This is a genomic window from Streptomyces malachitofuscus, assembly GCF_055571035.1.
On sequence record NZ_JBVIGA010000008.1, the window covers coordinates 248,503 to 269,839 of the forward strand.

Genomic DNA, 21,337 nt, shown 5'->3' on the forward strand with positions numbered 1-21,337 from the left:
ACGGACGTTCTCTGAGAGTCCGGTTAATGATCGCGAGTGCGCCACTCGGGGGCGAGGACGGACCACACCTCCAGGTCGTGACGCACGCCGTGGTGGAGATGGGCCTCGCGGCGCACGCCGTCGCGGGTCATGCCGAGCCGGCGGGCGACCTCGATGCTCGGCGCATTGCCGGCCGCGGCGACCCACTCGACGCGGTGGATGCCGCGCTGCTCGACCGCCCAGTCGATGAGCACCCGCATCGCGCGGGTGACGAGCCCGCGTCCGGTGGCGGCGGGCTCCAGCCAGCAGCCGACCTCGCAGGTGCCGCCTTCGGCGTCGAAGTTCAGGGTGAGCACTCCGCCCACGAGCCTGCCGTCCAGCCACAGCCCGTGCAGGGAGGCGGTGTCGGCGGCGCGCCAGTCGGCGTACCGCTGGAGCACCTCCCGCGCGCCGGCCACGTCGGTGGCCCTGGAGCCGAAGGGCACGTACTGGTTGATGAACTCCCGGCCCCGGTCCAGGTGGGCGAGGAACTCCTCGGCATGCCAGGGCTCCAGGGGACGCAGTTCGGCTCCGTCGTCACCCAGTCGTATCGCGTACATCCCGCTGCCGCTCCTCCTCCGCCAGCACGTCCGCCACCTCGGCGTCCGTGGCGGCGGCCAGCCTCTCATGGGCGACGCGGCACTCGGGCGGCTCGATGCTGATCCGGGGCAGGATCCGGTCCAGCGAGCGCGGCAGCCACCAGTTGGCGCCGCCGAGGAGGTGCATGAGGGCGGGGACGAGCAGGGTGCGCAGCACGAAGGCGTCGAGGGCGACGGCCGCGGCGAGCGCGATGCCGAACATGGCGATCACGCGGTCGCCGCTGAGGACGAAGGCGAGGAAGACCGAGATCATGATCACGGCTGCGGAGTTGATCACCCGGCTGGTCTCCGCGAGGCCGACGCGGACGGAACGCCGGTTGTCACCGGTCTCCAGCCACTCCTCGTACATCCGGCTCACCAGGAAGACCTGGTAGTCCATGGAGAGCCCGAAGAGGACGGACACCATGATCACGGGGAGGAAGGGTTCGATGGGGCCGGCGCTGCCCAGGTCGAGCAGTTCGCTGCCCCAGCCCCACTGGAATATCGCCACGACGACGCCGAAGGCGGCGGCGACCGCGGCCACGTTCATCGCGGCGGCCTTGAGCGGTATGCCGATCGAGCGGAAGGCCAGCAGGAGCAGCAGACAGCCCAGGCCGATCACGACGCCGACGAAGAGGGGCAGCTTGTCGACGATGACGTCGGCGAAGTCGTCGTAGCCGGCCGTCACGCCTCCCACGTGCACGTCGAGCGAGGTGCCCGACTCGGCCCGGGGCAGCACGTCGTCGCGCAGCCGGTCGACCAGGTCACTGGTGGCCTTCGACTGCGGCGACGACTCCGGTACGACGGTGAGGTACGCGGTGTCGCCGCCCTGGCCGTAGGTCACCGGTGACACCGACGCGACGCCGTCGGTGGTGCTCAGGGTGCTGCCGAGGTTGTCGAGGGCGAGCCGGTCCTGGGCTCCGTCGACCTCGGTGACGAGGGTGAGGGGGCCGTTCACGCCGGGGCCGAAACCGTCGGCGAGGAGGTCGTACGCCTGGCGGGTGGTGGAGGCCTTGGGGTCGTTGCCCTGGTCGGAGGTGCCCAGGTGCAGCGAGAGGGTGGGCAGTGCGAGGACGGCCATGACGACGACCGCGACGGCGCCGAGCAGCTTCGGGTGGCGTTCCACGAACGCCGACCAGCGGGCGGCGAACCCGGTCGGCACCTCCGGCTCGGGCCCGTGCTCCGCCAGCCGGCGCCGCTCGCGACGGCTGAGCGCGCGCATGCCGATGAACGACAGGAGGGCGGGCAGCAGGGTGACGGAGGCGGCGACGGTCAGCACCACGGTGAGCGAGGCGGCTATGGCGACGCCGTTGAGGAAGTTCAGCCGCAGGATCAGCATGCCCAGCAGGGCTATGCAGACGGTGGCACCCGCAAAGACGACGGCGCGCCCGGTGGTGGCGACGGCGTTGGTGGCGGCCTCGGTGACGGTGAGGCCGCGCTTCAGTCCGCGTCGGTGCCGGGTGACGATGAACAGGGCGTAGTCGATGCCCACGCCGAGCCCGATCAGCATGCCGAGCATGGGCGCGAAGTCGGCGACGGTCATGAGGTGCCCGAGCAGCACGATCCCCGCGTACGCGGTGCCCACGCCGACCAGGGCGGTGGCGATGGGCAGCAGCGCGGCCGCGGGCGAGCCGAAGGCGAGGAGGAGGACGACCGCGGCGACCAGCACACCGACGATCTCGGCGGTGTGCCCGCCGGAGGACTCGCTGAGCTCGACGGCGCTGCCGCTCAGCTCGACGCTCAGCCCGTCGGTCTCGGCGTCCTTGGCCGTCTTGACCACGGACGCGGCCTCACCGGCGTCGATGTCCTTGGCCTGGTCGTCGAAGGTGACCGTGGCGTAGGCGGTGCGGCCGTCCTGGCTGATGCGTCCGGCGCCCCCGTCGTCGTACGGGCCGCTCACGGCGGTCACACCGGGGAGGTCCTCGATCCGGTCCAGGGTGCGGGTCATAGTCTGTTCGACGCCGCTGTCCCGGACGCTGCCGGACGAGGTGTGCCAGACCACGTTGTCGCTGTCGCCCCCGAGATCCGGGAAGCCGTCCTTGAGCAGCTCGGTGGCCCGTCCGGACTCGGTGCCGGGCACCTTGTAGTCGTTCGAGTAGGTGGAACCGGCGGCGAAGGCGCCCGCCGCGACCCCGCCGAGGGCGAGGAGCCAGAGCAGAACGACGACGAGACGGCGTTGGACACACCAGCGTGCAAGGGTTGCCACGAACGTGCTCCCAGGGTGACTCGGTGTGGATCTTTGACCGGGAACAGTCGCGCAAAGAACGAACAACCCGCAAAGAACGCATGAGCAATGCACTGACACTGTTGCAGGCGAAAATGATCGTTTGTCGCTTTCGTGGACTAACTCACATTTTCGGAACCACTGAGTCGAACCGGTCCCCCAGCGCCGGGACGAGCGCGAAAACCACACGCGGGTCCCGCCACCCGCCTGCTACCGTCCATCGGTCCGACATCCCGCGGCGGACCGCCGCCGGCCGAAGCAGGTGCTTTGATGCTTGTCCGTCCGATCTCCGAGCCGACCCTTTTCCTCTTCACGGCCCCAAGGAGCCCGTTCACCGATGTCGGACATCACAACGAACACCCCGCACGACGACCTCGCTAGCCGCCTCACCCTCCCCCGGTACCCCCGCAGCAGCGCCTACGACGCCCGCTGGACCGTCGAGAACGCGATGGGCCCGCACGCGCTGTGGCTGCTGGAGTGGCTCGCCCCCGCCCTCGGCCTCGACACCCTGCGCCCCGGCGCGCGCGTGCTCGACCTGGGCTGCGGACGCGCCATGACGTCGATCTTCCTGGCCAGGGAGTACGACGTCCAGGTCACCGCCGCCGACCTGTGGATCAAGCCGGACGACAACGCGCGCCGCATCGCCGAGGCGGGCGTCGCCGACCGGGTGCAGCCGGTGCTCGCCGAGGCGCACGACCTGCCCTTCGGGGAGGAGACCTTCGACGCGATCGTCTCCATCGACGCCTACCACTACTTCGGCACGGACGACCTCTACCTCCCGACGCTCACGCGGCTGCTGAAGCCGGGCGGACGGATCGGTGTCGTCGTCCCGGCGGTCCCCGAGGAGCTTCAGGGCGACGAACCGCCGGAGCACCTCAAGCCCTTCTGGGACCCCGCGTTCTGGTCCTTCCACAGCCCGGCCTGGTGGCGCCGCCACTGGACCCGCAGCGCCGCCGTGGAGGTCGAGACGGCCGACTGGCTGCAGGACGGCTGGAAGGAGTGGCTGCTCTGGTGCGACGTCGTCGCCGAGGAGAGCGCGGAGGAATTTCATGTGCGGATGAGCCGGGAGAACGCCGACCTGCTGCACGCGGACCGGGGCCGCACGCTGGGCTTCGCCCGCGTGGTGGGCCGCAGGCTCTGACGGTGGTCATCTGATCCCATGACTGAGGGGACGCATCGAACCGATGCGTCCCCTCGGACTCTCCGCGGAGAACTCAGCCCTCGGCCGCGCCGAGCTTCTCCAGGATCAGCTCCTTCACGCGGGCCGCGTCCGCCTGGCCGCGCGTGGCCTTCATGACGGCACCGACCAGCGCACCGGCCGCGGCGACCTTGCCGCCGCGGATCTTGTCCGCGATGGCCGGGTTGCCGGCGATGGCCTCGTCCACGGCCGCGGTGAGCGCGCCCTCGTCGGAGACGACCTTCAGACCGCGCTTGTCGACCACCTCGTCCGGAGTGCCCTCACCGGCGAGCACGCCCTCGATGACCTGGCGGGCCAGCTTGTCGTTCAGGTCACCCTTGGCCACCAGCTCGGTGACCCGGGCGACCTGCGCCGGGGTGATCGCCAGCTCGTCCAGCGCCTTGCCGGACTCGTTGGCGCTGCGGGCCAGCTCACCCATCCACCACTTGCGGGCGGAGGCCGCGTCGGCACCGGCGTCGATGGTGGCGACGATCGGGTCCAGCGCACCGGCATTGAGGATCGCCTGCATGTCGGTGCCGGAGATCCCCCACTCCTCGCGAAGCCGGTTGCGGCGCACCAGCGGCAGCTCGGGCAGTCCCGCGCGCAGCTCCTCGACCCACGCGCGCGAGGGCGCCACGGGTACCAGGTCGGGCTCCGGGAAGTACCGGTAGTCCTCGGCCTCCTCCTTCACGCGTCCCGAGGTCGTGGACCCCGTGTCCTCGTGGAAGTGACGGGTCTCCTGGACGATCGTGCCGCCGGCGCCCAGTACGGCCGCATGCCGCTGAATCTCGAACCGGGCGGCACGCTCGACGGACCGCAGCGAGTTGACGTTCTTCGTCTCGCTGCGGGTGCCGAACTTGTCGGCCCCCTTCGGCATGAGCGACAGGTTGACGTCGCACCGCATCTGGCCCATTTCCATCCGGGCCTCGGACACGCCGAGCGCCCGGATGAGCTCGCGCAGCTCACGGACGTACGCCCGCGCGACCTCCGGAGCACGCTCCCCGGCACCGACGATCGGCTTGGTGACGATCTCGATGAGCGGGATGCCCGCACGGTTGTAGTCGAGCAGCGAGTGGGAGGCGCCGTGGATACGGCCCGTCGCGCCGCCGACGTGCGTCGACTTGCCGGTGTCCTCCTCCATGTGGGCGCGCTCGATCTCCACGCGGAAGACCTCACCGTCCTCCAGCTGCACGTCGAGGTAGCCGTTGAAGGCGATCGGCTCGTCGTACTGGGAGGTCTGGAAGTTCTTCGGCATGTCCGGATAGAAGTAGTTCTTCCGGGCGAAGCGGCACCATTCGGCGATCTCGCAGTTCAGCGCGAGACCGATCTTGACGGCGGACTCGACGCCGGTCGCGTTGACGACCGGGAGAGCGCCGGGCAGGCCGAGGCAGACGGGACAGGTCTGCGAGTTGGCGTCGGCGCCCAGCTCGGTCGAGCACCCGCAGAACATCTTGGTCTTGGTGCCGAGTTCGACATGGACCTCGAGGCCCATGACGGGGTCGTACGACGCGAGAGCGTCCTCGTACGACACCAGGTCGGTCGTGGTGGTCACGGTGAACTTCCCTCTCAGCCCAGCAGGACGTCGTCGTCGCCCAGCCGCTTCAGCTCGCGGTAGAGGATGGCGAGGCCGGTGACGATGGCGGCGGCGGACACGGTGGCGTCGATGAGGACCAGGGTGTCCTTCTCCAACCGCGCCTTCTTGACACGCTTGGCGACACCGATCGCGCCGAAGGCGGTGGCGGCCATGGACAGGTACGTACCGGACTTGGACTTCTTGAAGCCCTTGGCCTTGGTCAGTGCACTCACAGCGACGGAGCCTCCTCGAGCAGCGGGTGGCCCCACTTTTCCACGAAGGCGGCCTCGACGGCGGCACCCACCTTGTAGAGGCGGTCGTCCTTCATGACCGGGGCGATGATCTGCAGTCCGACCGGCAGGTTGTCCTCGGGCGCGAGGCCGCAGGGCAGCGACATGGCCGCGTTGCCGGCCAGGTTGGTCGGGATGGTGCACAGGTCGGCGAGGTACATCGCCATCGGGTCGTCGGCGCGCTCGCCGATCGGGAAGGCGGTCGTGGGCGTCGTCGGGGAGACGATCACGTCGACCTGCTCGAACGCCTTGTCGAAGTCCTGCTTGATCAGCGTACGGACCTTCTGGGCGCTGCCGTAGTACGCGTCGTAGTAGCCGGAGCTGAGCGCGTACGTCCCCAGCATGATCCGGCGCTTGACCTCGTCACCGAAGCCGGCCTCGCGGGTCAGCGAGGTGACCTCCTCGGCGGAGTGCGAACCGTCGTCGCCGGTCCGCAGGCCGTAGCGCAGGCCGTCGAAGCGGGCGAGGTTGGACGAGCACTCGGAGGGCGCGATCAGATAATAGGCCGACAGCGCCAGGTCGAACGACGGACAGTCCAGCTCCACGACCTCGGCGCCGAGCTCCTTGAGCAGCTCCACCGACTCGTCGAACCGCTGCACGACACCGGCCTGGTAGCCCTCGCCGCGGAACTGCTTGACGACGCCGACGCGCATACCGGCCACGGACCCGTTGCGGGCGGCCTCGACGACCGCGGGCACCGGCTCGTCGATGGAAGTGGAGTCCATCGGGTCGTGCCCGGCGATCACCTCGTGCAGCAGGGCCGCGTCCAGGACCGTACGGGCGCAGGGGCCGCCCTGGTCCAGGGAGCTGGAGAAGGCGACCATGCCGTACCGGGACACGGCACCGTACGTCGGCTTCACGCCGACGGTGCCGGTGACGGCGGCCGGCTGGCGGATGGACCCGCCGGTGTCGGTGCCGATGGCGAGCGGCGCCTGGAACGAGGCGAGCGCGGCGGACGACCCGCCGCCGGACCCTCCCGGAATCCTGGTCAGGTCCCACGGGTTGCCGGTCGGTCCGTAGGCACTGTTCTCGGTGGAGGACCCCATGGCGAACTCGTCCATGTTGGTCTTGCCGAGGATGACGACGTCGGCGGCCTTGAGCCGCTTGGTGAGCGTCGCGTCGTACGGCGGGATCCAGCCCTCGAGCATCTTGGAGCCGACGGTGGTCGGGATGCCCTCGGTGGTGAAGATGTCCTTCAGCGCGAGGGGAACGCCGGCCAGCGGACCGAGCTTCTCCCCCTTGGCGCGCTTCTCGTCGACGGCACGGGCCTGGGCGAGGGCACCCTCGCGGTCGACATGCAGGAAGGCGTGCACCTTCTCGTCGACGGCCTCGATGCGGGCGAGGTGGGCCTCGGTGACCTCGACGGCCGTGAGCTCGCCGGAGGCGATCCTGGCGGCGGTCTCGGCCGCGGTGAGCCTGATGATGTGATCGCTCATGGCGGTTTACTCCTCCCCCAGGATCTGCGGCACCTTGAAACGCTGCTGCTCCTGGGCCGGGGCGCTGGAGAGCGCCTGCTCGGGGGTGAGCGAGGGACGGACCTCGTCCGGCCGCATGACGTTCGTCAGCGGGAGCGGGTGCGAGGTCGGCGGTACGTCTTGGTCGGCGACCTCGCTGACGCGGGCGACCGCGCCGATGATGTCGTCGAGCTGGCCTGCGAAGTGGTCGAGCTCTTCGGGCTTCAGCTCCAGACGCGCCAGCCGGGCGAGGTGGGCGACCTCCTCGCGCGTGATGCCAGGCATGCAGCGATCCTCTGGGGTGAGTGTGTGTGTTTTGGCTCCAATCCTATGGGGCGGGGGACGGTGCCGGTGTAACCCATGACCGAGGGCCGGGGGGCGGGCTGCAACTCCGGTGTTCACAAGGGCCCGGTACGGGTGGGGTCGCGCAGCCCGGCGTGGGTGCGGACCGGGGGGGTGTTCGCGCAGCCCGGCGCAGACGGGGTGCCGTCGCGCCCACCCGTGCCGCCCCAGCGGCACGACTGCCCGCGGACCGCGGGAGTGGCAGAGGTGGGCGGGGGTATGCCGCCTGCGGCGGGGAGGGGGCGGGGTGGGGGTGTTCGCCCGCAGTGGCTGGCGCGTCCGCGCCGCCCAGCCCTGCCAACAAGCGCAGTCGCGCCAGTCCGAGGACGGACACCCCCACCCCGCCCCCGCACCACCCACCCACCGTGGGCGCTACCCAAGCCCCCACCAGAGGGAGAGCTGCGCCGCAGGCAGGAGGGGTGGGTCAGTCGTCGGCCGTGGTCGTCGCCGCCGGCAGGGCCGCGGCCGGGCGCTGCCAGCCCCGGGAGCCCCGAGCGAGGAGCCACGCCGTCGTCTCGTCCGGCGGCATCGCCGCGGCGACCAGCCACCCCTGCACCGCGTCGCACCGCAGATCCCGCAACCGCTCCCACGTCTCGTCGTCCTCGACACCCTCCGCCACCACGAGCAGCCCGAGCGAATGCGCCAGATCAACCGTGCAGCGCACGATCTCGGCATCCTCCGTGTCGACCGCCAGCCGCGCCACGAACGACCGGTCGATCTTCAGCTCGCTCACCGGCAGCCGCCGCAGATGCACCAACGACGAGTAACCGGTCCCGAAGTCGTCCAGCGACATCTTCACCCCGTGCCCCGTCAGCGCGTTCAGCGTGTCCGCCGCACGCTGCGGGTCCTCCAGCAGCACATGCTCGGTGATCTCCAGTTGGAGCGCTCCCGCGGGCACCCCGTGCCGCGCCAGCCGCGCGGCCACGGATCCGGCGAAGCCGGGCGTGTGCACATCGCGGGGCGAGACGTTGACGGCGACCGGCACGAACAACCCCTGCGACCGCCACTCGGCGACCTGCCCGAGCGCGGTCTCCAGCACGTACTCGGTGAGATGCGGCATCAGCCCGGACGACTCCGCGATCGCTATGAACTCGTCCGGCGGCACCTTGCCCCGCTCCGGATGCACCCACCGCACCAGCGCCTCCAGCCCCGCGACCTGCCCGTCGAAGCGGACCTTGGGCTGGTAGTGCAGCTCCACCTCACGCGCGTCCAGCGCCCTGCGCAGATCACCCAGCAGCCCGAGCCGGTCGGGGGTGTTGGAGTCGCGCTTGGACTCGTACGCCTCGACCCCCGTGCGGTCCCGCTTGGCCTGGTACATCGCCACGTCCGCCCGCCGCAGCAACCCTTCGGCGTCCACCGCGTGGTCCGGGAACACGGCGACTCCCGCGCTCGCCTCCAGGACGAGGGTGAGTCCGTCGAGGTCGAGCGGGGAGCTGAGGGCGGCGACGAGGCCGCGGGCGACACGGGTCGCGGAGGTCGTGGAGTCGGCGACGGGCAGTAAGACGGCGAACTCGTCACCGCCGAGCCGCGCGGCCTCCGCCCCGCGCGGCAACGCGGCTCTCAGCCGGTCGGCGATCTGCAGCAGCAGCCGGTCACCGGCACGGTGCCCGAGCGTGTCGTTGACCGACCGGAACCGGTCCAGGTCGATCAGCATCAGGGCGGCGCGCGCCCCGATCCGCTCGGCGTCGTCCAGCGCGGTCCAGATCCGTTCCAGCAGCCACTGCCGGTTGGGCAGCCCGGTCAGCGGATCGCGCAGCTGCTCCTCGGCCCGCGCGCGGGCTATCCACAGGGTGGAGTCGAGAGCGATCAACGGGATGGCGAAGAGCGGCAGCAGCACGGGTTTGGCGTCGGCGACGACACACACCAGGGGCGCTATGCCGAGGAGGGCGACGGCAACGAGGCCTTGCCGCACCAGGGCGGTACGGGCCACGGTGGGCAGCCCTTCGCGCGGGGTCTGCAGGTACCACAGCAGACCGCGGGTGACCGCGAGATGGACGGCGGCGACCAGCACCACCCCGGGGGCGGTGTAGAAGGTCCAGGTGTCCGGAGTCGACGGCGACTCGACGGACGGCACCGAGCCGAACGCGGCCAGCACCAGCGCCCCGGCGCCGATGCCGAGCAGATCCACCGCGCCGTGCAGCACGCCCTGCCGCCAGCGGCCCCGCCGGGCGATGCCGACCAGCACGACGACGGTGAGGCTGACCATCCCGGCCGGGACCCAGCCGTACAGCAGCAGCACGGCCAGCGTGAGCGCGGCTCCCGAACCGGTGCCTCCCCACCAACGCGACCGCCCCAGCATCACCAGATGCCCGACGATGATTCCGGTCAGCACGGCCAGGGACCAGCCGACGGTCCCGGACGGGAACAGCGCGTGTCCCCCGGTGAACGCCCGCAGGAACCCCGCGCCCAGCACGAACCCGGCCGCGGCGACGACGGCGGTGGGCAACGCGGGCCAGGACGGGTGCCGTTCAGTATCCGCCTCTGTCAGCGAACCGACCCTTGAACCGACCCCAGCACCGACCCCCGAACCGGACCGCCCACTACCGTGCCCGGCACCCGACCGCCCGACACCCGACCGCCCGACACCCGACCGCCCCGCACCCGACGACCCTGCGCCCGACCGCCCCGCACCCGACGACCCTGCGCCCGACGACCCTGCGCCCGACTGCCCCGCGCCGCGCGCGTCCGCGGTGCCCGCCCCGGTGCGCCCGCGCCCCTGCGCGCCCGGCTGCCCCGCGGGCCGCCCGTCCCCCCGGCCGCGCCGCCATGCGACCGCCATGCGGCGCAGGCGCAGCCGTGAGCCCGGGGCGGCGCTCTCGGTCGGTTCCATTCCCGTCCCTCTCACAGCCGGCGGTGCCCACGCCACGCGGCCCGATGCCCGACAACCCTCAGCGGCTCCGCGGTGGAAAGCCCCTCCCCGGACCCTTCACGGGTACGGGGTTGCCCCGACCGCAACTGGGCACGGCAGGCGCACATCTCAACAGTAGGCCGCAGAAGGCTTCCACGGGCACCGGTCGCCGACGGTTGCCCGAATGCGCCCCAGCCACCCGTATGCATCTGGTATGCGCCGATCGGGTGGGCTTCAACCGCTACTCCTCGGCCGAAAGAGCGACGTCGGCCGCGGCCTTCGGTCCGCGCTCCAGAAGGACGTGGAAACCGTCCTCGTTCAGAACCGGCACCTTCATCTGCATCGCCTTGTCATATTTTGACCCGGGATTGTCACCCACCACGACGAACGACGTCTTCTTGGACACCGATCCGGTCACCTTGGCCCCCTGGTTCTGGAGTGCCTCTTTCGCGCCATCGCGGGTGAAGTTCTCCAGGGTTCCGGTCACCACGACGGTGAGCCCTTCCAGCGGACGGGGCCCCTCGTCCTCCCCCGACCGCTCGTCCTCCATGCGGACACCGGCCGCTTTCCACTTACGGATGATCTCGCGGTGCCAGTCCTCGGCGAACCACTGCTTGAGCGAGGCGGCGATGGTCGGGCCGACCCCCTCGGTCCCCGCGAGCTCCTCCTCGGTGGCCTGCTCGATGCGGTCGACGGAGCGGAACTCACGGGCCAGTGCCTCTGCCGCGACCGGTCCGACATGACGGATCGACAGGCTGGTCAACACGCGGGCCAGCGGACGCTCCTTGGCCGCGGCGATGTTCGCCAGCATGGCGACCGCGTTCTTCTTCGGCTCGCCCTCCTGGTTGGCGAAGACGGTGGCGATCTTCTCCTCGCCGGTCTTCGGGTCCCGCTTGGGAAGCCCGCTGTCCTGGTCGAGGACGTACGCCTTGATGGGCAGCAGCTGCTCGACGGTGAGGTCGAAGAGGTCGCCCTCGTCCTTCAGCGGCGGCTCCTCGGGCTCGAGCGGCCCGGTCAGCGCCGCCGCCGCGACATAGCCGAAGTGCTCGATGTCCAGCGCCTTGCGTCCGGCGAGGTAGAACAGCCGTTCCCGCAACTGGGCGGGACAGGTCCGGGCGTTCGGGCAGCGCAGGTCGACGTCGCCCTCCTTCATCGCCTTCAGCGGCGTACCGCACTCGGGACACTCGGAGGGCATCACGAACTCTCGCTCGCTGCCGTCCCGCAGGTCGGCGACCGGCCCGAGGATCTCGGGGATCACGTCACCGGCCTTGCGCAGCACCACGGTGTCACCGATGAGCACGCCCTTGGCCTTGACCACGTCCTGGTTGTGCAGGGTGGCGAACTCGACCTCGGAGCCGGCCACCGTCACCGGCTCGACCTGCGCGTACGGCGTGACCCGGCCCGTACGGCCGACACCCACCCGGATGTTGACCAGCTTGGTGTTGACCTCCTCCGGCGCGTACTTGTACGCGATGGCCCAGCGCGGAGCGCGTGAGGTGCTGCCGAGGCGGCCCTGCAGCGGGATCTCGTCGAGCTTGACGACGACGCCGTCGATCTCGTGCGCCACGGAGTGCCGGTTCTCGCCGTAGTGCGCGATGAACTCCCGTACGCCGGCGAGGTCGTCGACCACCCTGTTGTGCCCGGAGGTGGGCAGGCCCCAGGTCTTGAGCAGGTCGTAGCCCTGGGACAGGCGGGTCATGCCCTGGTAGCCCTCCAGGACGCCGATGCCGTGCACCACCATGTGCAGCGGGCGGGTCGCGGTGACCCGCGGGTCCTTCTGGCGCAGCGAACCGGCCGCCGCGTTGCGCGGGTTGGCGAACGGCTTGTCGCCGGCCGCGTTCAGCCGCGCGTTGAGCTGCTGGAACTTCTCCATCGGGAAGTAGACCTCGCCGCGGATCTCCACGAGGTCGGGCACCTTGTCGCCCTTCAGCCGGTCCGGGATCTCGGCGATGGTCCGGACGTTGGGCGTGATGTCCTCGCCGGTGCGGCCGTCGCCGCGGGTGGCCGCGCGGACCAGCCGACCCCGCTCGTAGGTGAGGTTGACGGCGAGACCGTCGACCTTCAGCTCGCACAGGAAGTGGAACTTCTGCTCCCCCAGCTCCTTGTGGATGCGCTCGACCCAGGCGGCGAGGTCCTCGTCGTTGAAGGTGTTGTCGAGGGAGAGCATGCGCGAGACGTGCTGCACGGAGGTGAACTCCGTCTCGTACGCCCCCGCGACCTTCTGGGTCGGCGAGTCCGGGGTGCGCAGCTCCGGATACTCCTCCTCCAGCGCCTGAAGCTCGCGCAGCAGCCGGTCGAAGTCGGCGTCGCTGACGACGGGGGCGTCGTTCACGTAGTACCGGAAGCGGTGCTCCTCGATCTGCTCAGCGAGCCTGGCGTGCTTCTCCCGTGCCTCGGCGGGAACGCTCGTCGTCTCCGCTTGCTTGTCGCCGGCCACCGTGTGTCCTCCCGTTACTCTGGGTTGTCCGCGAGGGATCTCGCCGCCCGGACGCAGTGTGCGTAGGCCGTACGCGCGTACTCGGGGGAAGCCCCCGCGAGCCCGCACGCCGGGGTGATCGTGACCGCCTCCGGGAGAAGTCCCGGCCGCAGCCCCAGCCTGCGCCAGAGCGTCCTGACACCCATGACGCTACCGCCCGGGTCCGACAACGGGCCGTCCGTGCCCGGGACGACACCGGCGAGCAACCGGGTTCCGCTCTCCACCGCTTCCCCGATCGCCTCGTCGTCACGCTCGGTGAGAAGCGAGAAGTCGAAGGAGACCCCGGTCACGCCCGCCCGGCGCAGCAGGGCGAACGGGACGTCCGGTGCGCACGAGTGGACCACGACGGGCCCGTCACCGTGAACCCCGATGACGTCCCGCAGTGCGGCCTCGACGATCTGCCGGTCCACCGCGCGGTGGGTGCGGTAGCCGCTCGCCGTCCGCACGTGTCCGCGCAGAACGGCGGTGAGGGACGGTTCGTCGAGTTGCAGGACGAGCCGGGCGCCGGGGACGCGCCGCCGCACCTCGTCGAGGTGGAGGCGGAGTCCTTCGGCGAGTGAGGAGGCGAGGTCGCGGCAGGCGCCGGGGTCGGAGAGGGCGGCCTCGCCGTTCCTCAGCTCCAGGGCCGCGGCGAGCGTCCACGGGCCGACGGCCTGGACCTTCAGCGGGCCCTGGTACTCCTGCGTGAACTCCTCCAGGGCGTCGAGGTCCTCGCCGAGCCAGGAGCGGGCGCGCCTGGTGTCGCGGCCCGGGCGGTCGCCGATGCGCCAGCCGCTGGGCTCGACGCGGGCGTACAGCTCCACGAGCATGCCTGCGGTTCGGCCGATCATGTCCGCGCCGGGGCCGCGGGCGGGGAGTTCGGGGAGGTGCGGGAAGTCCTCGAAGCTGCCGGTGACGGTTCTCGCGGCTTCTCGGGCGTCCGTGCCGGGCAAGGAGCCGATGCCCGTCGCGGGGGCGAAGCTGAACTGGCTGTTTTCGCTCACCCGTAGAGCGTACGTATGTTTTTCGCCCCGCCGCCCCTACCCGTCCCGTCCCGTCCCGTCCCGTCCCGTCCCCGGGGGCGCTGCCCCCAGACCTCCGCTCCTCAAACGCCGGAGGGGCTGGATCGTGCCGGACGGGCCGGTGTCACCGACCCGGTCGCACCGTCAGGTCGTTGATCTCCGCGTCCCTCGGGAGGTCCAGGGCTGTCAGGATCGTCGTGGCGACCGACTCCGGGTCGATCCACTTGCCCGGGTCGTACTCCTTGCCCTCCTGCCGGTGGACCTTGGCCTGCATGGGGCTGGCCGTGCGGCCGGGGTAGACCGAGGTCACCCTGACGCCGGCCGCGTGCTCCTCGTGGCGCAGGGAGTCGGCGAGGGCCTTGAGGCCGTGCTTGGAGGCCGCGTAGGCGGACCAGTCGGCGTGGGCGTTCAGACCGGCGCCGGAGTTGACGAAGATCACGTGGCCCCGGCTCGCGCGGAGCTGGGGCAGGAAGTGGCGGGTGAGCTCGGCGGGCGCGACGAGGTTGACGTTGAGCTGGTGCCGCCAGGTCTTCGGGGTCAGCTCGCCCACGGGTCCGAGCTCGACGACACCGGCGATGTGGAGCAGGGAGTCCACGTGCTCGGGGAGCGACTGGTGGGAGAAGGCCCAGCTGAGCCGGTCGGGGTCGGCGAGGTCGCCGACGAGGGTGCGGGCACCGGGGAACTCGGCCGCGAGTTCCTTCGCCCGGCCCGCGTCGCGCGCGTGCAGCACGAGTTCGTCCCCGCGCGCGTGCAGACGGCGGGCGACCGCCGCGCCGATGCCGGAGCCCGCTCCGGTGATCACATGTGTAGCCATGTCCGCCATGCTCGCATCACCGGGCGTTCATTCCACGCCCAGGCTCTCCTCCAGGTACGCGAGCGCGCCCACCGGCTCCTCGGCGAAGAACACCAGGTCGGTGAGCGGGCGGGGCAGGAAGCCCTCGTCCTCCATGCGGCGGAACTGCTCCTTGAGGCCGTCGTAGAAGCCGGCGGTGTTGAGCAGCACCACGGGCTTCTCGGTGCGGCCGTGCTTCTTCAACTCGAGGATCTCGGTCGCCTCGTCGAGGGTGCCGGTGCCGCCCACCATGACGACGACGGCGTCCGCCTCCTCCAGCAGCAGGCGCTTGCTCCCCCACTGCCTCAAAGGCGTGGGGGGACCCCCATGGCGAGGTCCTTGGCGATCACCATCCGGTCGACTCCGGGGCGCGCCTTCGCCGCGAGGAACTCCACGGAGACGCCGACGAGCCGGCCGCCCGCCTCTTCCACACCGTCGGCGACGACCTTCATCAGACCGACGTCGGAGCCGCCCCACACGAGGGTGTGCCCGCCCTTGCCGAGCAGCCGCGCGAACTCCCGCGCGGGGCCGGTGTAGCGGTCGTCGAGGTCGGCGGCGGAGAGGAAGACGCAGATGTTCACGGACCCACAGTACGGGCCCTGTCGGACACCGCGGTGAGCCGCATCTTCGACTGCCGGTGCGGCAGTTCCTCCCAGTCCTTCATGAACTCGGCGGCAAGGCCGTACCGGGCGGCCAGTTCCGCCAGCGTCTCGGTGCGGTAGTAGAAGTCCTCGTGCAGCACCTGGTGCTCCTCGCCCTCCGTGCGGTCGAAGGTGAAGTCGAAGAACCCGCCGGGCGCCAGCACCCTGCCGACGTGCGCGAAGCATTCCTCGATGACGTGCAGGGGCGAGTGCGAGAAGACGCTGTGCGCGTGGACGACGTCGAAGTGGCCGTCGGGCAGGAAGGCGAAGGTGAGGTCGTTCGCGAGGGTCAGGTGGGGCAGTTTGGCCTGGAGCCCCTCCCGTACGAGGGTGTCCTGGGCGGCGAGCAGGATGTGCGGTGAGATGTCGATGCCGTAGTAGTGGCCCGGTTCCAGGTGGTCGATGAACAGCCGGCCCGCGCGGAGGTTGCCGCAGCCGATCTCCAGCATGCGGTGGTGCGGCCGGAGGCCGTGTTGCAGCAGGTAGTCGAACTGCATCCGGCCGATGCGCGCCCATTGCTCGCGCGAGGGGTTGTGGCCCACCGCCGCCTCGGCGCTGCGGGCCGCGTCGGAGGCCATCACCGCGCGGTAGTACGCGATGTGGTCGCGGTGCCGCAGCCGCAGCCAGGCGTCGCGCAGGGCGCGCCGCGCGTGGGCGGGGACGCGGCGCGGATGGCCCAGGGCGTAACGGGCGCGGTGGGCGAGGGTCCCCCGGTTCCTGCGGGTGTCCTTGGCTCCCATGGCGCCTCCTCGGGAAGAACTCCGCTACAGCGTGCGCTGTAACCGCCGAGTCGGCTACCTGGAGGGAGCGATCGTGACCAGAGGTCATCGCATCACCGTCGAACCGAGTGAACGGCATGTGCGCGTGGTGCACGGCGGGCAGGTCCTGGCGGAGAGCGACCGGGCGGTCGTCCTGCACGAGACGGGCTGTCCCCCGCGGTACTACATCCCGCCGGAGGACGTGCGGCTCGACCTGCTGACGCCGTCGGACACGCGCACCCACTGCCCGTTCAAGGGCGACGCCTCCTACTGGTCACTGCCGGACGCCGCGGATCTGGCCTGGGCGTACCCGGAGCCGAAGGCGGACGTGGCCGCGATCAAGGGCCACCTCTGCTTCTACGAGGTGGAGGCCGGCTGATCGCGTAGAAGGGTTGCGATCGGCGGACGCGCCGCCCGCCTCCCCGACGAAGTTCGCGCCGTGCGGCAGTCTGGTGTGACATGGACAAGAACATCACTTCGCGCGACGGCACTCCCCTGGCGTACGAGAGCGCCGGGCGGGGTTCCGCGATCGTCCTCGTCAGCGGGGCGATGTCGACGGGCGCCACGGTGGCACCGCTGGCGGCTCCCCTGTCGGAGCGGTTCCGGGTGGTCGTCTACGACCGCCGGGGCCGGGGCGCGAGCGGCGACACGGCGCCGTACACGGTCGAGCGCGAGGTCGAGGACCTGGCGGCGCTGATCGAGGCGGTGGGCGGCGAGGCGGCGCTGTACGGCGTCTCCTCGGGCGGTGCGCTGGCCCTCCGGGCCGCGGCGAGCGGCCTGCCGGTGCGCCATGTCGCCGTGTACGAGACGCCGTACGCGATGTCGGAGGAGGATCTCGCGGAGCGCGCGCGGTACACCGAGCAGCTGACGGCGGCGCTCGAGGAGGGGCGGCGCGGGGATGCGGTGGAGTTGTTCCTGCGGCTGACCGGGCTGGGCGAGGCGGTCATCCAGGGTGCGCGCCAGTCCCCCATGTGGGCCGGGATGGAGTCGATGGCGCCCAGCCTCGCCCACGACGACGCCGTGATGGGCGACGGGAGCGTGCCGCGGGAGCTGCTGGCGTCGATCGGTGTGCCGGTGCTGTCGATCGCGGGGGACGCGAGCCCGGCGTGGATGCGCGAGGCCGCGCGGGCGATCGCCGAGTCGGTCCCCCGGGGCACGTACCGCACCCTGGAGGGTCAGACCCACATGGTCGAGCCGGACGTCCTGGCGCCGGTTCTGGCGGAGTTCTTCGCGCGGTGAGCGGGCGGCCGCCGCGCGGCCTGCCGCGCCTCGTTGCGGGTCTGTGGGTCGCCGGGGACGGTGGCGACGAGGCTGCCGCGTGCGGCCCGGCGGCCGGGACGCTCAGGCCACGTCCGCCGTGGCCCGCACCGTCGACGCGATCGTCGCCGAGCCGACCACGCGGGTGCCGTCGTACAGCACGATCGCCTGGCCGGGGGCGACACCGCGCACGGGCTCGGTGAAACGGACCCGCAGTTCGCCGTCGACGAGGTCCGCCGTCACCTCGGTCTCGCCGCCGTGGGCGCGCAGCTGGGCGGTGTAGGTGCCGGGGCCGGACGGGGCGGTGCCGCACCAGCGGGGCTTGATCGCGGTCAGGGCCGTGACGTCCAGGGCGGCCGCGGGGCCGACCGTGACGGTGTTGGTCACCGGGGAGATGTCGAGTACGTAGCGGGGCTTGCCGTCGGGGGCGGGGGTGCCGATCCGCAGTCCCTTGCGCTGGCCGATGGTGAAGCCGTACGCGCCCTCGTGGGTGCCGACCTTGGTGCCGGACTCGTCGACGATGTCGCCCTCGGCCCTGCCGAGACGGTTCGCGAGGAAGCCCTGGGTGTCGCCGTCGGCGATGAAGCAGATGTCGTGCGAGTCGGGCTTCTTGGCCACGGCCAGTCCGCGCCGCTCGGCCTCCGCGCGGATCTCCTCCTTGGTGGTGGCCGTGTCGCCCAGCGGGAACATGGCGTGGGCGAGCTGGCGGTCGTCGAGCACGCCGAGCACGTACGACTGGTCCTTGGCCATGTCGGAGGCGCGGTGCAGTTCGCGGGTGCCGTCCTCGCGCAGGATCACCTTGGCGTAGTGGCCGGTGCAGACCGCGTCGAAGCCGAGCGCGAGCGCCTTGTCGAGCAGCGCGGCGAACTTGATCTTCTCGTTGCAGCGCAGGCAGGGGTTGGGGGTGCGGCCGGCCTCGTACTCGGCGACGAAGTCCTCCACGACGTCCTCGCGGAAGCGGTCGGCGAGGTCCCAGACGTAGAAGGGGATGCCGATGACGTCGGCGGCGCGGCGGGCGTCGCGCGAGTCCTCGATGGTGCAACAGCCCCGCGCTCCGGTACGGAACGACTGCGGGTTCGCGGACAGGGCGAGGTGGACGCCGGTCACGTCGTGGCCCGCTTCGGCCGCACGGGCGGCGGCGACGGCGGAGTCGACTCCGCCGGACATGGCGGCCAGGACGCGGAGGGGGCGGAAGGGCTGCGGGGTGTCAGTCATAACCCCTCCAGGGTACGGGGGCGCGGGAACCACGGCCGCCGAGTATCCGTTCACGATCACATGGGGGAGAACAGGGCTTCCGAGGACGGGGACCGGCGCATCGGGCGGCGGGCCCTGATCGTGGGCGGGGCCGCGGCCGCTGCGGGCACGGCGGTGCTGGCGCGGGACGAGCTGGCGCGCCTGTGGTGGCGCATGCCCGGTGTGGAGAAGCCGCGCAAGGAGGGCGTGGTGGACTACGCGGGGGCCCGCTGGGTGGCGGCCTCGGACGCCAACTGGCGGCGTGCGGACCGGCCGGACGACTACGGCATCGACATGGTGGTCGTGCATGTCACCCAGGGCAGCTTCGACAGCGCGGTGCAGGCGTTCCAGGACCCGGGGCACAAGGCGTCGACGCACTACATAGTGGGCCAGGACGGCCGGGTCACGCAGATGATCCGTGAGCTGGACGTGGCGTACCACGCGGGGAACCGCGACTACAACGAGCGCAGTGTCGGCATCGAGCACGAGGGGTTCGTGGAGCGGCCGGAGGACTTCACCGACGAGATGTACGAGGCCTCGGCCCGTCTCACGGCGCGCATATGCGCCCGCTACGGCGTCCCGGTCGACCGGGAGCACATCATCGGCCATGTCGAGGTGCCGGGCACGGACCACACGGACCCGGGCCCCCACTGGGACTGGGACCGCTATCTGAAGCTGGTCCGCCGCGCCGGCACGTCGGGGGCGTGAGCGGGCGTCCCGGCCGGGGGCACCGGCGGGGGGCCGTCGCTCACCGGCTCGTCACTGCTGCCGCGTGTCCTCGCGAACTCCTCCCGGGAGGGCAGCAGGGCAGTGATCATCTGCCAGACCTCCTTGGCGTCGACGCGGACCAGCTTGAGCGGACCGGCGGCGTCGGCCTGGCCGGGCAGGATCGGTTCGGCGGGCAGCTCACGGTGCCAGTAGCCGAGGGGCCCGCAGTCCCACACGGCGCATCCGCGTACCTGCGTGGCCGGGGTTCCCTCGTCGTGGCCCTGCCACGCGGCAGTCATCCGCCAGCCGGAACGCAGGCCGGCGATCAGCTTGGCGAGGGTGCCGAGCTGTGACTTCCTGGTGAGCCCGGCCGCCCTCAGCGCCTCGGTGATCCGGTCGAGGCCCTCCTGCGCGGTCAGTCCGCGCAGGCCGTCCAGGGTGCCGAGCCCCGCGTCGAGGACGGCCGTGGTGGTCTCGACCACGGGCGTGGCCACGTGCTCGGTGTCCTCCGCCTGGAGGTTGACCATCCGCGCCAGCGCCCAGACGAGCATGCTCGGCTCGAGGCGGACGTACTCGGACTCCTCCGAGCCCGGCCAGGACTCGTGGGAGTAGACGTGGCCGTCGCCGATGGTGACGCCGTGGTGGAGGGTGCCGTGCTCGCCCAGCGCCTCCACGTGGACGACGACGGCGGGCGCGCGCAGGGTGCTGACCAGCGGACTCAGCAAAAGGTCGAGGTTTCCCTACGGTCGGTGAGGCCGGCCTCGCCCAGTGCGCGGTCGGCCTCGGCCAGCTCGGGGGGCACCTCCTCCCCTGCGGTGCGGTGGCCGAGGACGGCCAGGTGGCTCTCGGCGAGCCGGAACCGGCCGCGGGTGCTGTCGTACGAGGGCATTCCGTGTCGCTTTCGGCAGCGGGAGGGAGCGGGGGCGAGGGTGCGGGAGGCGGACGAGGCCGGGAGGGACCAGGTCACTGGAAGATCTCCAGCCAGTCCAGCGACCTGTGGAAGAAGGCGCGGACGGCACCGCCCCGGGTGAGGTTGCGGGTGTTGACCCCGACCATCACGACGGCCAGCGCGAGGTCGGTGGCGTCGGCCGGACCGAGGACGGTGAGGGTGGCCTTCTTCCGCGCGCCGCCGCCCTGTCGGCCGGTGCGGATCTCGACGCCGCTGCGGATCAGGGCGCGGTCGCGGTGCCGTCGGCCGGTCGCGAGATAGCGGTACTCCCGCCCGGCGACCTGCATGCGCAGGGCCCGCCCGGATCTGGTCTGGGCCCAGCGGTTGCGCTTGAGGCGGATCCCGGCTCCGCCGACGCTGAGCTGCGCCAGGTGGAGGGAGGGTTTGCGGCCGCGGGCCCAGCCGTTGAAGGTGGTCGCGGGGACGGTGTCGCCGCTGACCTCGGTGGTGTAGCGGTCGCCGTGCCGCTTCGCCGGGTAGACCAGCTCGATCCGTCCGAACTCCCCCGCCGTGCCGCGGTAGCCGAAGGTCCAGGTGGTCCGGTGCCCGGAGCGGTCCTCCCAGCGGTCGAGCGTGTAGGTGTGCTGCTGCATGGTTCCTTCCCCTCGCGCCGTCCGGCGCGGATGTGACCCGGCGTCAGTCGAACGGGTTGAGGGCGCTGCCGAGTCTCTTCGCGCCGTCGGAGATGGCCTCGCCGGCCTCTTCGGCCCTGTCGCCGACCCAGTCCGCGGCCTTCTCCGCGCCCTCCGCGATCTTGTCCGCGTTGTCCCGGATCAGGGTGCCCGCATAGACGACGCCGGTGCCGACGGCGAGGCCGACGGTGACCGGATTGGGGGCGATCATGGCGGCGGTGAGCGAGGCGTTGAAGGCCGTACCGGTCCAGTGGGAGAATCCCAATGACATTGTCAAGCGGGGGCGGTGACGTCCCGTGAGGGCGTCATGCCGCTGCGGCACTGGTCCTGGGCATGGCTGTCTCGA

General features: G+C 71.4%; 19 protein-coding genes and 2 pseudogenes. 4 read left to right on the forward strand and 17 right to left on the reverse strand.

Annotated features, from left to right (window positions below; all coding sequences use genetic code 11):
* Positions 1–23: 23 nt before the first annotated feature.
* The gene (locus tag ACZ44S_RS14625) at positions 24–578 is read right to left on the reverse strand and encodes a GNAT family N-acetyltransferase (protein ID WP_466928490.1); all 555 of its coding nucleotides are present in this window, start codon (positions 576–578) and stop codon (positions 24–26) included.
* Positions 556–2,802 carry an MMPL family transporter gene (locus ACZ44S_RS14630; protein ID WP_466928492.1) on the reverse strand — a complete coding sequence of 749 codons (2,247 nt, stop codon included), beginning with the start codon at positions 2,800–2,802 and terminating at the stop codon, positions 556–558. Before ACZ44S_RS14630 ends, ACZ44S_RS14625 begins: the two co-directional genes overlap by 23 nt.
* A gap of 355 nt (positions 2,803–3,157) precedes the next feature.
* On the opposite strand from ACZ44S_RS14630, the gene ACZ44S_RS14635 reads away from it, so the two are divergent.
* Positions 3,158–3,961 carry an SAM-dependent methyltransferase gene (locus ACZ44S_RS14635; RefSeq protein ID WP_466928495.1) on the forward strand — a complete coding sequence of 268 codons (804 nt, stop codon included), beginning with the start codon at positions 3,158–3,160 and terminating at the stop codon, positions 3,959–3,961.
* A gap of 73 nt (positions 3,962–4,034) precedes the next feature.
* On the opposite strand, the gene gatB is transcribed toward ACZ44S_RS14635, so the two are convergent.
* The 10 genes and pseudogenes from gatB to ACZ44S_RS14685 all read right to left on the reverse strand — a co-directional run bounded on the left by gatB (position 4,035) and on the right by ACZ44S_RS14685 (position 16,194).
* A complete protein-coding gene (gene gatB, locus ACZ44S_RS14640) occupies positions 4,035–5,549 on the reverse strand; it encodes an Asp-tRNA(Asn)/Glu-tRNA(Gln) amidotransferase subunit GatB (protein ID WP_466928497.1) in 1,515 nt (504 codons plus the stop codon).
* Positions 5,550–5,563: 14 nt separating this feature from the next.
* Entirely contained in the window at positions 5,564–5,803 is a 240-nt protein-coding gene (locus ACZ44S_RS14645; protein ID WP_004983148.1) for a hypothetical protein, read from the reverse strand.
* Entirely contained in the window at positions 5,800–7,296 is a 1,497-nt protein-coding gene (gene gatA, locus ACZ44S_RS14650) for an Asp-tRNA(Asn)/Glu-tRNA(Gln) amidotransferase subunit GatA (protein ID WP_466928500.1), read from the reverse strand. The genes ACZ44S_RS14645 and gatA overlap by 4 nt, the downstream gene beginning before the upstream one ends.
* A gap of 6 nt (positions 7,297–7,302) precedes the next feature.
* The gene (gene gatC, locus ACZ44S_RS14655) at positions 7,303–7,599 is read right to left on the reverse strand and encodes an Asp-tRNA(Asn)/Glu-tRNA(Gln) amidotransferase subunit GatC (protein WP_125504077.1); all 297 of its coding nucleotides are present in this window, start codon (positions 7,597–7,599) and stop codon (positions 7,303–7,305) included.
* Between the two features lie 481 nt (positions 7,600–8,080).
* Positions 8,081–10,486, reverse strand: a complete 2,406-nt coding sequence (locus ACZ44S_RS14660; protein ID WP_466928503.1) for a putative bifunctional diguanylate cyclase/phosphodiesterase — start codon at positions 10,484–10,486, stop codon at positions 8,081–8,083.
* Positions 10,487–10,745: 259 nt separating this feature from the next.
* The gene (ligA, locus tag ACZ44S_RS14665; protein ID WP_466928505.1) at positions 10,746–12,941 is read right to left on the reverse strand and encodes an NAD-dependent DNA ligase LigA; all 2,196 of its coding nucleotides are present in this window, start codon (positions 12,939–12,941) and stop codon (positions 10,746–10,748) included.
* A gap of 14 nt (positions 12,942–12,955) precedes the next feature.
* The gene (locus ACZ44S_RS14670) at positions 12,956–13,963 is read right to left on the reverse strand and encodes a methionine synthase (RefSeq protein ID WP_466928508.1); all 1,008 of its coding nucleotides are present in this window, start codon (positions 13,961–13,963) and stop codon (positions 12,956–12,958) included.
* 142 nt (positions 13,964–14,105) lie between these two features.
* Positions 14,106–14,804: an SDR family oxidoreductase gene (locus ACZ44S_RS14675; protein WP_466928510.1), complete on the reverse strand. Its 699-nt coding sequence runs from the start codon at positions 14,802–14,804 to the stop codon at positions 14,106–14,108.
* An 18-nt stretch (positions 14,805–14,822) separates the two neighbouring features.
* A pseudogene (locus ACZ44S_RS14680) lies at positions 14,823–15,394 on the reverse strand (LOG family protein).
* Positions 15,391–16,194, reverse strand: a complete 804-nt coding sequence (locus tag ACZ44S_RS14685) for a class I SAM-dependent methyltransferase (RefSeq protein WP_466928512.1) — start codon at positions 16,192–16,194, stop codon at positions 15,391–15,393. The pseudogene ACZ44S_RS14680 and the gene ACZ44S_RS14685 overlap by 4 nt, the downstream one beginning before the upstream one ends.
* Positions 16,195–16,267: 73 nt before the next feature.
* Between ACZ44S_RS14685 and ACZ44S_RS14690 the strand changes: the two genes are divergently transcribed.
* Positions 16,268–16,591 (forward strand): DUF427 domain-containing protein, encoded by a 324-nt coding sequence (locus tag ACZ44S_RS14690; protein ID WP_466928515.1) that lies wholly within the window; start codon positions 16,268–16,270, stop codon positions 16,589–16,591.
* 80 nt (positions 16,592–16,671) lie between these two features.
* A complete protein-coding gene (locus ACZ44S_RS14695; protein WP_466928517.1) occupies positions 16,672–17,451 on the forward strand; it encodes an alpha/beta fold hydrolase in 780 nt (259 codons plus the stop codon).
* A gap of 102 nt (positions 17,452–17,553) precedes the next feature.
* Here the strand turns inward: ACZ44S_RS14695 and mnmA are convergent, their stop codons facing one another.
* On the reverse strand, positions 17,554–18,684 hold the full coding sequence (gene mnmA, locus ACZ44S_RS14700; RefSeq protein ID WP_466928520.1) for a tRNA 2-thiouridine(34) synthase MnmA: 1,131 nt from the start codon (positions 18,682–18,684) through the stop codon (positions 17,554–17,556).
* Between the two features lie 60 nt (positions 18,685–18,744).
* On the opposite strand from mnmA, the gene ACZ44S_RS14705 reads away from it, so the two are divergent.
* Positions 18,745–19,410, forward strand: coding sequence for an N-acetylmuramoyl-L-alanine amidase (locus ACZ44S_RS14705; RefSeq protein WP_466928521.1), 666 nt, complete (start codon positions 18,745–18,747; stop codon positions 19,408–19,410).
* Here the strand turns inward: ACZ44S_RS14705 and ACZ44S_RS14710 are convergent.
* The 4 genes and pseudogenes from ACZ44S_RS14710 to ACZ44S_RS14725 all read right to left on the reverse strand — a co-directional run.
* Positions 19,368–20,135, reverse strand: coding sequence for a hypothetical protein (locus tag ACZ44S_RS14710; protein ID WP_466928523.1), 768 nt, complete (start codon positions 20,133–20,135; stop codon positions 19,368–19,370). The two genes, ACZ44S_RS14705 and ACZ44S_RS14710, sit on opposite strands and share 43 nt — an antisense overlap.
* Complete coding sequence (locus tag ACZ44S_RS14715; RefSeq protein ID WP_466928525.1) at positions 20,129–20,299, reverse strand: hypothetical protein; 171 nt, start codon at positions 20,297–20,299, stop codon at positions 20,129–20,131. The genes ACZ44S_RS14710 and ACZ44S_RS14715 overlap by 7 nt, the downstream gene beginning before the upstream one ends.
* Positions 20,300–20,373: 74 nt before the next feature.
* A complete protein-coding gene (locus tag ACZ44S_RS14720) occupies positions 20,374–20,952 on the reverse strand; it encodes a hypothetical protein (protein ID WP_466928527.1) in 579 nt (192 codons plus the stop codon).
* A 43-nt stretch (positions 20,953–20,995) separates the two neighbouring features.
* Positions 20,996–21,247 (reverse strand): annotated as a pseudogene (locus ACZ44S_RS14725) (hypothetical protein); the annotation flags it as partial.
* Positions 21,248–21,337 lie beyond the last annotated feature (90 nt).

Bases quoted from the DNA above. Each gene is read 5' to 3' on its own strand.
- gatA (WP_466928500.1), bottom strand. From the start codon at position 7,296: ATGAGCGATCACATCATCAGGCTCACCGCGGCCGAGACCGCCGCCAGG.
- ACZ44S_RS14695 (WP_466928517.1), top strand. From the start codon at position 16,672: ATGGACAAGAACATCACTTCGCGCGACGGCACTCCCCTGGCGTACGAG.
- ACZ44S_RS14660 (WP_466928503.1), bottom strand. From the start codon at position 10,486: ATGGAACCGACCGAGAGCGCCGCCCCGGGCTCACGGCTGCGCCTGCGC.
- ACZ44S_RS14625 (WP_466928490.1), bottom strand. From the start codon at position 578: ATGTACGCGATACGACTGGGTGACGACGGAGCCGAACTGCGTCCCCTG.
- ACZ44S_RS14715 (WP_466928525.1), bottom strand. From the start codon at position 20,299: ATGCCCTCGTACGACAGCACCCGCGGCCGGTTCCGGCTCGCCGAGAGC.
- ACZ44S_RS14675 (WP_466928510.1), bottom strand. From the start codon at position 14,804: ATGGCGGACATGGCTACACATGTGATCACCGGAGCGGGCTCCGGCATC.
- mnmA (WP_466928520.1), bottom strand. From the start codon at position 18,684: ATGACTGACACCCCGCAGCCCTTCCGCCCCCTCCGCGTCCTGGCCGCC.
- ACZ44S_RS14685 (WP_466928512.1), bottom strand. From the start codon at position 16,194: ATGGGAGCCAAGGACACCCGCAGGAACCGGGGGACCCTCGCCCACCGC.
- ACZ44S_RS14635 (WP_466928495.1), top strand. From the start codon at position 3,158: ATGTCGGACATCACAACGAACACCCCGCACGACGACCTCGCTAGCCGC.
- ACZ44S_RS14705 (WP_466928521.1), top strand. From the start codon at position 18,745: ATGGGGGAGAACAGGGCTTCCGAGGACGGGGACCGGCGCATCGGGCGG.
- ACZ44S_RS14720 (WP_466928527.1), bottom strand. From the start codon at position 20,952: ATGCAGCAGCACACCTACACGCTCGACCGCTGGGAGGACCGCTCCGGG.
- gatC (WP_125504077.1), bottom strand. From the start codon at position 7,599: ATGCCTGGCATCACGCGCGAGGAGGTCGCCCACCTCGCCCGGCTGGCG.